Raw genomic sequence first — 12,801 nt, forward strand, 5'->3', positions numbered from 1 at the left:
CTGGCGCTTGAGTTTCAGCGCTGCTTCAGGATCAATTTGCGGGTCACGAATGATGTCTTCATAATGCCACTGCACGGTATCAATCCACGCTTTGCGATAAAGTAAGTGTTCTAAAAAGTCAACCTCGGTATCGTATGGATTGGTAAAAGGTTGATCAACGCGGTCTTTGATATGGTAATCGTCGACAGCACTTTGAAATATACGTTTTGCGGTATGAGTAATCATTTCTGGTGTTTTTCTAAAATGTGTAAATATTCGGTGGTGGCGTTTGCTTTATGATTTCTGTTTTCGGTTTTATCTGCCTTAAAACGTTGATATTCTTTGGTGACCAAATCATATTTTCCGTAGCGCTGCATAATTTCTTTAACTGTTGCAGCAGGCATCAAACCCTCGTTGTTATAACTTAAAAACAGGGTTTTAAAGCGTGCTTTTGCGATGAGTTCTTCGAAGCTTTTTTCAACTTCAAGCTTACTGCAAAAAGCACTTTTTGTGTACGCCCGTAAACCGGTTTTTCCTTTGGGTGCAAAGGTATCTTTTTTTGCAATAGTATTGAGCACATGATAGTTGGCTCCGTATTGGCGGGCATTGTACGGCGGGTCGAGATAGAGGATATCTCCCTCAATATCATTGATTAACACATTGCTATTGGTATTATAAACCGAATGACTTCCCGAAGTGATCTCAAAATTAGCCGGTACTAATTCTAAGGTTTTTTGTGCAGATTTTTTAAGCTTTTTAAGGTAAGCGCCATAAACCGAAGCAGTATTGGCAACCTTATCGGCACTTTCTAACAAACTTGCTAAAAGGAAAAAATAGGTGTCCTCGTTAATTCTAGACTGCTCTAACCACTCCTCGATTTTAGCGCGAATTGCATCAATTTTCTGACCGTTTTCTGCGGAAAAATAAAGTCGGTTTTCTGAACCGGTCTCGCTGTAATTATGAAAGATAAAATCCTTTCTCGGCGGAATTTCATTGAGTTCTTCAATCAAAGCAGAAGCATCAAATATCGAATTGTTCCCGATGTAATTTCGATTTAAGACATAACTATAAAACTCCAAATCGTTGGCAATAACCCTTTTTACATAAGGTTTAAACGTACGTCCCACGGCACCGGTTCCCGCAAAAAGATCACAAAATACCAACTGAGAAAGATCATCGCCGCACACGGCTTTGATATTCTCGAGCAGCCAATCTGAAAGTTTATGTTTTGAACCGATATAATTCATCGTGTCGCCCAGATGATGTCTGAAAGGGCCGTTTTATTTGTTGCGGTGGTAACGCTAATTAATTTTTCGGGCTCAAAAGTACTCACATAATTTTCAATTAAAGCTTTAAGCCAAGAAATTTCAGCTTTCAATTTATAATGCTCGCCGTTGGCGGCAAACACCACCAGAAACAGTCTGTTTTCCAAATGGAAACGGCGGCCTTTACTTTGATTTTTATAAAGCCACCTTATAAGCGCTTCAGGATGCTTTTGTGCAAATGCAAAATCCTTCTGAAAACCTTTGGGGAATTTGGTGGTTTTTAGGTCAAAACTAATTCCTTGGATACTAAAATCTTTAAGTCGGTCTCTTTCATTTAAAACCGCAATAACATTCGGTTGATCGATAAAAAGCTGCTCTACCGCTCGTGCGCTCCAGTAATTATACCATCGATTTAAACTGTAGTAGAAAAACTCCTTTTTATCAAACTGATTGTGTTGTAGCTGCATTTTGATACGTTCTATGAGCTCGTCAAAATCTTGTATGTTGTAAATAAAATTGCTCTGATTATCCCAGATGTTATTTTGCCTTCTAAACCAAACATCTCTGTAGGGCCAGCGCTTTTTGAGTTCGTTTTCTATATGTTCTAAAACTACACGCGCCAAAATATTAGAAGGATTGGAATAAGTAATGCCAGCCACATCATCATCTCTTTAAACCAAAAACTCTTGCTGGTTTCAATGTAGGTGGCCGTGATGATCGCCAGAGGTCCAAACAAAAAATACAGCTCGCTACCATCGCGTAACGGAGCTACAAAAATCGCAATGAACAGCGCTACAAGTGAACTAATGATGATTAAAATGAATGAAGCTTTTAACTTTTGAGGTACATCAGAAACCTGTTTGATATAGCGCGATCCACACCAAATGTAAAGTGCCAGAAAGAAAGATGTGGGCAACAGTAGCTTTAAAGAGCTATAGGCTCTGAAATCAAGCGTGGGCAACTCAAAATAACTTAAAGCAAACTCCTTTGCGCCTTCATAATACAGACTGAAGGTAAACGTAAGCAGCAGCACGACAAAGATTCCGCCGAGTGGCATCAGCCAGTTTCGGTATTCGCTTCGGCCATAAAATAAAATCGAAAAATAGAGCACCAAAAGAAACAAGATGCTCCAAAAGAAAAATAAAGAGGCAATGGTAATCCAAAAAGCCGCATCAAAGATTTTCTTTTTAAAATCTTTTTCTGTTTTCATGCTGATGATACGTCGCAATGCCAAGAGTATAAAAAGCCCTGAAAACACAATATCATAATTGAAAAAAGAAACCGGCACGGCAAAGGTAAAACACACAAAAAAGTACAAAATATAGGTCGTACGCTTAGAGAGCGTATTGCGTTTTACCACAAAATTGAGAACTCCTAAAGAGAATAAATAGGCCAATAAAACAAAAAATTGTCCTAAAGCCTCGAGTGTCGTGAGCTCATAAAAGTCTGATGCCAGATAAATTCCGGTGAAGTAAACGATGACTGCCAATACAATCATCGCAAAATTTATTGGTTTTGAACCGCCAAAAAAGCTTGTTAGCATTCTAGTTTTTTCTATTTTTGCACTGCACACCCTAAAATTTAAAGTGTGACCGTGGTAATCACGTTGTAAAAGTATACAATTATGGAATTGAAAGATTTATTTTACGGCATTCAAGATTTTTTTGTCAACGTTGCTTTTGCACCGTTAGATGCAATTCGTGAATTGCAAGACAGCAGCTGGGTTGCCGCAAACCTTCTTAACTTTGTTTTTATTATCATCGTATCGGTAGCATTTACCTACTGGTGTGTACAACTTAATAAATTTGACAAAGACGAGCATCACAACATTCACGGTTAATCAACAACCGTTTTAGATATAAAAAAAAGCCTGCTGAATAGCAGGCTTTTTTTATGGGTAATCTTTTAAAGATCAAAGCCTATGTCGGTACGATAATTCATTTTATCAAACTTAATCTTCTCAATATTTTTATAAGAATTTTTAAGTGCAGCTCTAAAGTCGGCATCTAGTGATGTCACTGCCATTACACGGCCTCCGGCTGTAACCACCTCTCCATCTTTCAAAGTCGTTCCTGCGTGAAATACCAAAGCATCCTCAACATCTTCAGTCCCTGTGATCACTTTTCCTTTTTCGTAAGCTTCAGGATAACCGCCACTCACAAGCATAACTGTAGTTGCAGCACGCGTGTCAAGGTCTAAAGTAATTTCGTCAAGCTTTTGCGCTGCTACTTTTTCAAAAACCTCAACAAGATCATTCTTGATGCGTGGCAGCACCACTTCGGTCTCAGGATCGCCCATACGTACATTGTATTCGATCACTTTAGGCTCGTCACCCACTTTGATCAAACCAATAAAAATAAAGCCTTTATAATCGATGTCTTCGGCTTTTAATCCGTCTACCGTTGGCTTAATGATTCGGTTTTCTATTTTTTCCATAAAGGCATCATCGGCAAAAGGCACGGGAGAGATCGCTCCCATTCCGCCGGTATTTAAGCCTTTATCTCCTTCGCCAATACGCTTATAATCTTTTGCTGTTGGCAGTGTGATGTAGTTTTTACCATCGGTCAATACAAAAACGCTGAGTTCGATTCCGTCAAGAAACTCTTCAATCACCACAGTTTCACTAGCCGCACCAAACTTTTTGTTGGTCAACATATCTGTCAATTCCGCTTTTGCTTCATCGAGATCATTCAGGATAACCACGCCTTTTCCGGCAGCAAGACCATCAGCTTTAAGAACGTATGGCGCATTAAGTTTTTCTAAAAATGCTTTTCCCGCCTCAAGACTTTCGGCTTTGAAACTTTCGTAAGCAGCAGTTGGAATGGAGTGCATCGCCATAAATTCTTTAGCGCGCTCTTTGCTTCCTTCGAGTAAAGCGCCGCGTTTTGAAGGACCGATAACTGCTATTTCGCTTAATTCCTTATCATTTTGAAAAAAATCGTAAACCCCTTGAACTAATGGATCTTCAGGACCTACAACCACCATTGTGATTTGCTCATCCAGAACCAGTTTTTTGATCGCTTCAAAATCGGTCACACCAATGGCAACATTGGTTGCTATAGCCGCGGTGCCGGCGTTTCCGGGAGCTACAAAAAGACGCTCACATTTTGAACTTTGTGCAATTTTATAGGCAAAAGTGTGCTCACGGCCACCAGAACCCAGAATGAGGATATTCATCGTAATAGCTTAAAATTTGTTTAAGCGTCAAAAATAAATGTTTGTAAATTGACCTACTAATTTTAGTCTTGTGAATTTAATCAACCTCAGCCTGCAACTTAATGGTTATGCTATCGCTACTGCGCAAAAGCAACTTCAGGAACTCAGACAGCAGGTTGAGCATAATTATGCCGCTTATACGGAAACAAAAAAGACCGAAATTTTAAAGCATCATCTACACAACACCCCTTTTTACAGGAACTTAGTAAATGATCAATATCAGACTTGGGAAGACTTGCCGGTTTTGACGAAGCCGGATTTACAACAAGCTTTAGAGAATAGATTATCTCAGGGCTTTTCAGCTAAAAATGTACACGTTCATAAAACTTCGGGATCTTCAGGGACGCCTTTTATTTTTGCAAAAGATAAGTTTTGTCACGCGTTAACCTGGGCTTCTATCACTCAGCTTTATTCAACTTCGGGAATTGATTTACAAAATTCGTACGAAGCACGGTTTTATGGAATTCCTAATCATGGCGCTGCCCGATTGAAAGAACGTTTGAAAGATCGTTTGAGCAATCGCTATCGATTTTCAATTTTTGATACTTCAGCAGCCAATCTTGAAAGCTTCATCTCAAGATTTAAAAAAGAGCCATTTGGTCATTTAAATGGCTATACCAGTGCTTTGGTCCTTTTTGCACGCTATCTCGCAGAAAAAAAGCTCGTTTTAAAAGACCTCTGCCCGAGTCTTACGCATTGCATTGTTACTGCCGAAATGCTGTTTAAAGAAGATCTTGAAGTGCTTCAGCAACAGTTTGGCGTGCCGGTGATCAACGAATATGGTGCTTCAGAAACCGGAATCATTGCTATTGGAAAAGCCGGAGACGTCCTTCATATTGACTCGAGTTTGCTCTATGTCGAGATTCTTGATGAGGCCAACAAACCAGTCACTCCCGGCACTTCGGGGAAAATTGTGGTTACTTCGTTATTTAATGAAGCGCATCCATTTATCAGGTATGAAATTGGCGATCTTGGGGTTTTAGTGTATCAAAATGGTTTACCTGTTCTCTCACAATTAGAAGGTCGTGTGGGTGATTTTGCGCTGCTTCCTGACGGAAGAAAAATTCCGGCTTTGGCATTTTATTATGTGACCAAAGAAATAATGAACGATACCGCGAGCGTAAAAGAATTCAAGATCATTCAGAATGCACCGAATCATTTCAGCATCAATTATGTTGCAGATGCTGAATTTTCTGCTCAGGATGTTGAAAAGATCAAGCGCGCTATGCTGAATTATTTAGGGATGGAAATTCAACTTTCTCTCAATAAAAAATCCATTCTTGACCGAAGCAAGCGCGGAAAATTAAAACAGTTTAGCAGAACGTTTTAACTACGGTATTTCACAAAGCCTTTATACGCCCAGCACGTCAAATAGTAGGCAGACGCCAATACTGATAATTGCTCAACCTCGCGATAAAATTGCCATTGATATTTGATCAATCCGGTTTTATTGCGCGAAAGTGAATTCCGTCGAATACGGTAAATCGCTAAGGGTTCTTGAATACCGTATGCATAATCGATTTTCTTCAAATACTGCAGCCACAAGCCCATATCCTGACGCTTTTTAATGAGCGGCATATACTTTTTACCTAAAACTTCGATATTGATAAAAGCCGTCAAGCAACTTATAGCATTGCTTTTTAAAATATCGGTATAACTCACCTTATCAGGAACGATAAAATCTGAGAGATAAGGCTGTAGATTTTCATCCAGACGTTTGTAAGAAGCAAACACAAACGAATGCTTTTTTGCTTCGGTGATACTTCGCTCTAAAAATTCGGGAAACCAGAGATCATCAGCATCCAGAAAAGTTAAATACTTCCCTTTGGCCTTTTGAATCCCAAGATTACGGGCGTGTGCAGGACCTTTATTTTCGCTAAGCGGAATACAGTGAATGCGGGAATCTTTTTCTCGTAATTTTTTTACACAGGCAACGGTATCGTCTGAAGAAGCATCATCGATAATGAGCAATTCCCAATCAGTCACGGTCTGTTTTTGAACAGACGCAATGGTTTCTGCAATAAACTTTTCAGAATTATAACTGGGTGTTACAATAGAAACTAACGGCCGGGCATCAATAGGCTTTTTTATCGCCATAAATCACTTGAAAAAATGTTTTTGCTATAATACGCAGATCCATCAGGATAGACCAGTTTTCGACGTAAAATATGTCAAATCGCACTCTGTTTTTTATATCAAGCTTTGTTTCTATTCCGCCTCGATACCCGCTTACCTGAGCAAGACCTGTGATTCCCGGTTTCACCAGATGGCGCACCATAAACTTATCAACCTGGTTTTTGAACGAATTGGTATGGCTAATCATATGAGGTCGTGGCCCAACAACAGACATATCGCCGAGTAGCACGTTGTAAAATTGTGGGAATTCATCTATGCTCGTACGCCTTAAGAATTTACCTAGTTTTGTCGTTCGCATATCATTTTTACCGGCTTGTTGATCGTTTGCCTCGGTATTGATCGTCATCGACCTGAACTTATAACAGTAAAACTCTTTCCCGTCTATACCGTTGCGTTTTTGCTTGAAAAACAACGGCCCTTTTGAGGTTGTAGGAATGATAATCGCCAAAATTGGCGTTAACCAAGAAAGAATGCCCAAGACGACCAGCGACGCAAAGAATATATCTAACGCGCGTTTTAAAAACAGATTTACTGGTGTGTCTATAGGAATCGTGCGCAGCGCCAAGATGGGTGTAATCCCATAGTATTGAAAATCCATTTTCTTTGTAAAGATATCTTTATTGTCCGGTAAAAATTTTAGCGTGACCAAGTTGTTATCTGCAAAGTTGATGAGTGCTTTGATCTCTTTATTTTTCAATTCGGCTACAGAGCAATACACCTGATGTATTTTATGCTCGATCACAAATGCAGTGATATCATCGATCGTGGTTTTTCCCCCACGCAAATCAAAATGCGCTATAAACTGAAACCCATACGCCGGATTGTAACTGAAGAAATTCTTGAGTTGTTCGGTTTTGGCATTTTCACCCAAAATGATCACGCGTATGGTATCGCGACCAAATTGTTTTCTGTATTTCTTCCGCAGGTTAAAAACAACAATTTTCAACAGCGCTATAAATCCCATACTCAAAAAAGCATATTCAAGTACAGCTAATGTTACTACATCGATTTCGTTATAAATTCCAAAAAAAGTAAAGGTGCAGATGGTAAGTAAGAAGGTCTGCTTAAACAGTAATGCCAGGATTTTTACAAGCGGTGTGAATCTATACACTTTATAAAATCCTATAACAAAAGTCGTGATAATCCAACTGAAAACCAGAAAAGGAACGAAATGCGTGTATTCTTCAGTTGACAATTGAAATAATAAAGCACAAGACAGCAATATCATTAAATCACAAAAACCCACTAGCGGCTGTAGTACAAAACTATGTTTCGTTCCGTTTTCGTTCATATATTTTTGGTTAGTTGATCTTCATGTTGAGGAATTGCCAACCTACCAAAGTTAGTAAATAATTTAGGAGTTAAAACCTTGATCGATCAAATACAACATTTAGAAAAACGTCTTGAGGTTGGTCTATTTCAATTCATGATGTTATCTTTCACAACTTCAGCGTCTTTTGATGCGCCGCAGACAAAATTTCATGAGTACTATTAAAATCGTTCACGTTGTTGAAGCCTTGGGAGGCGGTGTTTACACCTATTTTAAAAATCTTACCCACGTACTTTGCGAGCATCCTGAACTGGAGGTTACAGTGATTTATAGCGCAAATCGTACAGAAATAGATCCTCAACGCGTCGCAACAGATTTTCATCCCAAAACCCAATTGATCGAACTCTCCATGCAGCGCGAAATACGTTTAAAAGATGATATCAAGGCTTTTAAGCAACTGCGCAAACTTTTTAAAGAGCATAAGCCAGATGTACTGCATTTACATTCCTCTAAAGCGGGTATTCTGGGCAGATTTGCTTACCGCCTTTCTTGGTTACCTAAAACCAAACTGTTTTACACTCCGCACGGGTTTTCTTTTCTTCGGAAAGATATAAGCGCTCTAAAACGTTTTGCGTTCTGGAGTATCGAGTTTTTAAGTCAAAAATTTTCTGGCGGAACTTTTATTGCTTGCGGAGATACGGAATGTTTATATGCTAAAAAATTAGGCCCGGCGGTATTGGTACGCAACAGTATCGATCTAAATACGGTAAAACCGAATCTGGAAGAGAAAAATAAACACATCAAACGTATAGGAACCTTAGGCAGGATCACCTATGCCCGAAATCCCAAGCTTTTTAATGCGCTGGCGCTTAACCACCCAGAACTAGAATTTATCTGGATTGGCGACGGTGAATTGAAGCACCTGCTTACAGCTCCCAACATTACCATCACCGGTTGGTTTACGCAATATGCTTCAGGAATTGAAGCTTTAAAACAATTGGATGTTTATGTGCAAACTTCATTATGGGAAGGCCTGCCTATTGCCGTCTTAGAGGCTTCCGCCAGAAAAATACCGGTACTTGCAACCCATATTATTGGCAACAAAGACATTATCGCTCCGGGAAAAACAGGCTATTTATTTAAAACTACTGAAGCGTTTGAAGAGGTGCTTGAGAAACTAAAACCGCTTGAGGTACGTCAAAAAATGGGAATTAACGCTGCCAATCGCACTACCCGATTATTCAATAGTCGCGTTAACTTTGAAAAACTCATAGCGATTTATCGCTCCTGATATCTAGTGCGTTCTTAGTAAATATTGAAAGCCATAGTCCGCTGAAGACTATCCCATCAAAGCGTATTAGAAAGTCATCTACTAAGTTGGCGCTTAGAAATATTACAAAGAAAAACACACATAAAACCTGCTTTGAACTCCAGCCTATATATGCAAATAAGCCTATGTAAACAGCGACGACAAGTAAGCCTAGAATTCCAAATTTGATCCAAAAGTCTAAAAATTGATTGTGTACTGGAAATTTATATTTGGCTAAAAAGTGTTGGTTGGTTTCTTCAAATCGATCTATGACTGCCTGTTTTCCGTCGGCTGCTCCTACTCCAATAATCGGATGCTCTAAAGCCACTTCAAGACTGGATTTCCAAATGCTTAAACGCGTAACCAAACCATTATATGCAGAAGCCTCCGGATTGTCCAGTTCGTCGAGTTTTCCCACTTTATCTAAATGAGCAAAAGTCACTTCTGAAAACTTCTCAATGCTGTATGGAAAAATCTTTACAAAACCATAGCTCAACAAGGCAAACCCCAAAACACCCACAGCCAATAGTTTCAGCACCTTTTTTGAACGGAGTTTACGCACGTCTGCCAAGCTCACCAAAATAATCCCGATAAACGCATTGGCGATGGCAAGTCTGGTATTGATGTATAAGAGAATCACCACCGACAATACAAAAAACACAAAGCGCCAAACCACATGCGTTTTTCGTATTTGACCTAAAGCTTCTTTAAAAAAGTAAAAGTTGATCACCGCCACAAAAGCAACGTGCATATTAAGCGCCGGAGCATGTATATTGATAGATCGAGAAAAAGCATACCCCATTTCCCAAAGGTCAATTCCATTGAGGTATTTGTTGAAAAGCTCAGGATAAAAAATAACGAAACGCACTAAGCACAAAACTAAAATTGAAGTCGTTGCCAGTGCATAGTAGCGTAAAATAAGCACCGTATTAAACCGATGGTTTTGACTTAAAATAAATAGCGGAAGTAAAACTAAACTCAGTCGCTTTTCTCCGTGTTTTACAGCTTCGTTTAGCGTTGAGCTATTCCAAAAAAACAACAGGTCCAGAAGAAATGGAGCTGCGATAAGCAGCATAAAAAAGAGGCGTCGTCGGGTAAATTTCAGTTCTCTAAAAAAGAACACATTATACGCTGTAAACAATACAAGTAACACCGTAGCCGGAATCCTAAACGGAATCGAAACTGCCAAAATGCTAAGCCAAGCGTTGTAACTAAACCGGTATGTTCTTTCTGAGACTATCATAGTACAGCACAAAATAAATCAAAGGCAAGATGCCAATTTTATGTTTAACCGCCGAACCTAGATCGGGTTCAAACACCCCTTGGATAATGAAATAAGCAAAAACCAAGTAAAATCCCCAAAGTTCGTAGCGATACTTCTTTCGCTTTGCGAGACAATTTTTAAACAGAAACAAAAGGTAAACCGACAACACAAGCTGCCAAAAGACAAAAGCGATGATTTGAGGCTGTAATACGTGTTTTAAGCCGTTTACAGGCACATTCACTGAAACAAAACCATAAAGCACCCCAAAGGTCTCGCCATACCAAGTATCGGTCTTTAGCGGTGATCTAATTGCAGAATTGGTTGCTTCTTCTCCCAAACGCTCTTCGTTGAGCGCTTCGCGCGTACTTTGTGATAAGAATTCGCCTTTTACAACTCCGTACGACAAGCTTAAAAAGATGACGACAAGCAATCCTGAAAAAATTCCTGTGAGCACTTTCCGCTTAAAGTTGATCAAACTCGTTAGATAGATCACTCCGGCAATTATTGGAATAAGAACATAGTAAGGGCGGTACCAAATTCCAAAGAAGAGCAGTCCTGAGAAAATGAGAAGTAAAGTGTATTTTAGACGTAGTTTCTTTTTCAACAGCAACCACGGAATCCAAGCTATAAAGAGAAACGTTATAAACTCTTTTGAAGGCATTGACACAAAAAAGGCCAGCATTAGTAGTAAAGAATACGCTAAAAGATTGCGTACCGAAACTTTAGCGAAACGCTTGGGAACTCCCAATTTGTATAACACCCAAAGTAACAGGGGTAATTGAATTAAGGCTACCAGTGAAAATGAGAGTCGGTTTAAACCGGTTACCTCATAAAAAAGCATCGTCACGGGATAACTACGCCAAAAACCTTTCTCGTTATAGAAATCTTCGGCGATCACGATGGCATCGTTAAAAAAACGCTCGGGAAGATAAAACGGCGCCAAAACACCCAATATCAAAACCACCAGCCCCAAAAGCAAGAACAGCAATTTTGATTTAGATATGAGGAGCTTCATCAATGTAAAAATAGTTTTATTCGATCTTTTTTATAAACCCAGACCACCGCGGCAAAATTCCAAAACAAAACACTTATGGCGGAAGCGGTCGCAGCACCTTCGATCCCGTAAGACGGAATGAGCTTCCAATTGAGAAGGCAATTTATTATAACCGCCAGAATCAAAATATACTGAAGCACCACTTGCTTTTTTGTCATGTTGAGATATACTTGCGTGGTTCCGCAAAGGGTAGCCATAAAATGCCCTAAAATTAAGATGCGTAGTGCCAGAGTTGCCTGTTGGTATTCAGCACCAAAAATGCTTAATATTTCAGCAGAAAAAACAAAAAGCACCATTGAAAGTAAGGTTGAAAAAACTACGATTACCCGAACTCCGGTTTTCAATAACCGCTGCAGCTCTTGGTGATTGCTTACATACAAATCTGCAATACGCACAGCTAAAAATGAACCGATAACATTGATCACGGTAGAGATTAAAAAAATGATTTTTATCGAAGTCCCGTAATACGCCAGCGTTTCAAAATTGGTATACCGTTTCAGGAAAAAAACATCAATGCTGATGAGTAAATAAAAACCTAAAGCACTCATTGCAATGGGTAGGGTTGCTCTCAACACCGTACGTAATTTAATCGCCGGCATTTTAAATTTGGGAACCGCAAACCTTTTATAATTCAAAAAAACTTCAAGCGAAGAAACGACTGCACAAAAGAAGAATCCGCCTAAAAAAACCTCAACGAGGTACTGCTGTTGCTTCAACACAAACAAAAACAACACGCCTATTCCAAAAAGTAATTGTTTGATGATTCCGCGATATAATTCTGATTTGGCGTGCTGATTAAAAGCCCTAAAGAATTCGGTATTAAAAAGCGTTACCGCGTAAAAAAACAGGCAACATCCCACTTTCACGAGTAAGCTTCCGGATCGTGCATCATTAAATACAGCTTGATAGCTAGAGGAAGGAACACTTAAAATAATGACCAAAAACAGCAGAGAAACGACAAAAAGCAATAGCAGCATTTTGAAATATACCTTGAACAAAGCGCCCACCTGATCTGGTTTTGAGAATCTTCCTGAAAAAAACAAAATGGCTTGATCTGTTCCCAGCATGGTAAATCCTCCAATCAAAAAGAGTGCAGAGCGCACAAATTCGTAGGTTCCTACTTGAGACGCACTGTAAAAGTTGGTTAAGAAAAGGGTGATCCCAAAGAGAAAAGCAACTCCGGCGATTCGAAGCGCTATAACTTGAAAAGCCCCGCGCATCAAGTTGCCGGTTTGTAATCTATTGAATTGTTCGCTAAGTTTTTTGAACATAAGTCTTCTTCAATAGGTTGCCTGTACTAATTAAATG

The 12,801-nt window shown here is 39.4% G+C and carries 13 protein-coding genes; 3 read left to right on the forward strand and 10 right to left on the reverse strand.

The features are described 5' to 3' along the window. The 4 genes from MED217_RS17930 to MED217_RS17945 all read right to left on the reverse strand — a co-directional run. Window positions 1–225 (reverse strand): DUF4254 domain-containing protein (locus MED217_RS17930; RefSeq protein ID WP_009781982.1); only part of this gene is annotated, 225 nt, incomplete at its 3' end. Then, the gene (locus MED217_RS17935; protein ID WP_009781983.1) at window positions 222–1,226 is read right to left on the reverse strand and encodes a DNA adenine methylase; all 1,005 of its coding nucleotides are present in this window, start codon (window positions 1,224–1,226) and stop codon (window positions 222–224) included. The genes MED217_RS17930 and MED217_RS17935, both read right to left, overlap by 4 nt. Then, window positions 1,223–1,903, reverse strand: coding sequence for a hypothetical protein (locus MED217_RS17940; RefSeq protein WP_040533048.1), 681 nt, complete (start codon window positions 1,901–1,903; stop codon window positions 1,223–1,225). Before MED217_RS17940 ends, MED217_RS17935 begins: the two co-directional genes overlap by 4 nt. After that, window positions 1,855–2,787: a DUF6427 family protein gene (locus MED217_RS17945; RefSeq protein WP_009781985.1), complete on the reverse strand. Its 933-nt coding sequence runs from the start codon at window positions 2,785–2,787 to the stop codon at window positions 1,855–1,857. The genes MED217_RS17940 and MED217_RS17945 overlap by 49 nt, the downstream gene beginning before the upstream one ends. Window positions 2,788–2,868: 81 nt before the next feature. On the opposite strand from MED217_RS17945, the gene MED217_RS17950 reads away from it, so the two are divergent. After that, entirely contained in the window at window positions 2,869–3,084 is a 216-nt protein-coding gene (locus MED217_RS17950; protein WP_009781986.1) for a DUF6341 family protein, read from the forward strand. A 65-nt stretch (window positions 3,085–3,149) separates the two neighbouring features. Here the strand turns inward: MED217_RS17950 and purD are convergent, their stop codons facing one another. Beyond that, complete coding sequence (gene purD / locus MED217_RS17955) at window positions 3,150–4,421, reverse strand: phosphoribosylamine--glycine ligase (RefSeq protein WP_009781987.1); 1,272 nt, start codon at window positions 4,419–4,421, stop codon at window positions 3,150–3,152. A gap of 70 nt (window positions 4,422–4,491) precedes the next feature. Between purD and MED217_RS17960 the strand changes: the two genes are divergently transcribed. Beyond that, window positions 4,492–5,790, forward strand: coding sequence for a phenylacetate--CoA ligase family protein (locus MED217_RS17960; RefSeq protein WP_009781988.1), 1,299 nt, complete (start codon window positions 4,492–4,494; stop codon window positions 5,788–5,790). On the opposite strand, the gene MED217_RS17965 is transcribed toward MED217_RS17960, so the two are convergent. Together MED217_RS17965 and MED217_RS17970 are read right to left on the reverse strand one after the other, a co-directional pair. After that, window positions 5,787–6,557 (reverse strand): glycosyltransferase family 2 protein, encoded by a 771-nt coding sequence (locus tag MED217_RS17965; RefSeq protein WP_009781989.1) that lies wholly within the window; start codon window positions 6,555–6,557, stop codon window positions 5,787–5,789. The two genes, MED217_RS17960 and MED217_RS17965, sit on opposite strands and share 4 nt — an antisense overlap. Further along, window positions 6,535–7,887, reverse strand: coding sequence for an exopolysaccharide biosynthesis polyprenyl glycosylphosphotransferase (locus tag MED217_RS17970; protein WP_009781990.1), 1,353 nt, complete (start codon window positions 7,885–7,887; stop codon window positions 6,535–6,537). Before MED217_RS17970 ends, MED217_RS17965 begins: the two co-directional genes overlap by 23 nt. Before the next feature lie 190 nt (window positions 7,888–8,077). Here MED217_RS17970 and MED217_RS17975 point away from each other — a divergent pair, with 190 nt between their 5' ends. Beyond that, window positions 8,078–9,157: a glycosyltransferase gene (locus MED217_RS17975; RefSeq protein ID WP_050759342.1), complete on the forward strand. Its 1,080-nt coding sequence runs from the start codon at window positions 8,078–8,080 to the stop codon at window positions 9,155–9,157. Here MED217_RS17975 and MED217_RS17980 read toward each other — a convergent pair. From MED217_RS17980 to MED217_RS17990, 3 genes are read right to left on the reverse strand one after another with little or no spacing between them, the layout of a single operon-like run. Beyond that, window positions 9,135–10,418 (reverse strand): O-antigen ligase family protein, encoded by a 1,284-nt coding sequence (locus MED217_RS17980; protein WP_083778056.1) that lies wholly within the window; start codon window positions 10,416–10,418, stop codon window positions 9,135–9,137. The genes MED217_RS17975 and MED217_RS17980 overlap by 23 nt on opposite strands. Beyond that, on the reverse strand, window positions 10,387–11,454 hold the full coding sequence (locus MED217_RS17985) for a hypothetical protein (protein ID WP_009781993.1): 1,068 nt from the start codon (window positions 11,452–11,454) through the stop codon (window positions 10,387–10,389). The genes MED217_RS17980 and MED217_RS17985 overlap by 32 nt, the downstream gene beginning before the upstream one ends. Further along, the gene (locus MED217_RS17990; RefSeq protein WP_009781994.1) at window positions 11,454–12,764 is read right to left on the reverse strand and encodes an MATE family efflux transporter; all 1,311 of its coding nucleotides are present in this window, start codon (window positions 12,762–12,764) and stop codon (window positions 11,454–11,456) included. The genes MED217_RS17985 and MED217_RS17990 overlap by 1 nt, the downstream gene beginning before the upstream one ends. Between the last annotated feature and the right edge of the window lie 37 nt (window positions 12,765–12,801).

The sequence above is a fragment of the Leeuwenhoekiella blandensis MED217 genome, from assembly GCF_000152985.1.
GTDB classification, from domain to species: domain Bacteria; phylum Bacteroidota; class Bacteroidia; order Flavobacteriales; family Flavobacteriaceae; genus Leeuwenhoekiella; species Leeuwenhoekiella blandensis.

What these genes read in the sequence shown, in the direction of transcription:
- MED217_RS17935 (WP_009781983.1), bottom strand. Translation starts at nt 1,226, where the DNA reads ATGAATTATATCGGTTCAAAACATAAACTTTCAGATTGGCTGCTCGAG.
- MED217_RS17945 (WP_009781985.1), bottom strand. Translation starts at nt 2,787, where the DNA reads ATGCTAACAAGCTTTTTTGGCGGTTCAAAACCAATAAATTTTGCGATG.
- MED217_RS17950 (WP_009781986.1), top strand. Translation starts at nt 2,869, where the DNA reads ATGGAATTGAAAGATTTATTTTACGGCATTCAAGATTTTTTTGTCAAC.
- purD (WP_009781987.1), bottom strand. Translation starts at nt 4,421, where the DNA reads ATGAATATCCTCATTCTGGGTTCTGGTGGCCGTGAGCACACTTTTGCC.
- MED217_RS17965 (WP_009781989.1), bottom strand. Translation starts at nt 6,557, where the DNA reads ATGGCGATAAAAAAGCCTATTGATGCCCGGCCGTTAGTTTCTATTGTA.
- MED217_RS17970 (WP_009781990.1), bottom strand. Translation starts at nt 7,887, where the DNA reads ATGAACGAAAACGGAACGAAACATAGTTTTGTACTACAGCCGCTAGTG.
- MED217_RS17975 (WP_050759342.1), top strand. Translation starts at nt 8,078, where the DNA reads ATGAGTACTATTAAAATCGTTCACGTTGTTGAAGCCTTGGGAGGCGGT.
- MED217_RS17980 (WP_083778056.1), bottom strand. Translation starts at nt 10,418, where the DNA reads ATGATAGTCTCAGAAAGAACATACCGGTTTAGTTACAACGCTTGGCTT.
- MED217_RS17985 (WP_009781993.1), bottom strand. Translation starts at nt 11,454, where the DNA reads ATGAAGCTCCTCATATCTAAATCAAAATTGCTGTTCTTGCTTTTGGGG.
- MED217_RS17990 (WP_009781994.1), bottom strand. Translation starts at nt 12,764, where the DNA reads ATGTTCAAAAAACTTAGCGAACAATTCAATAGATTACAAACCGGCAAC.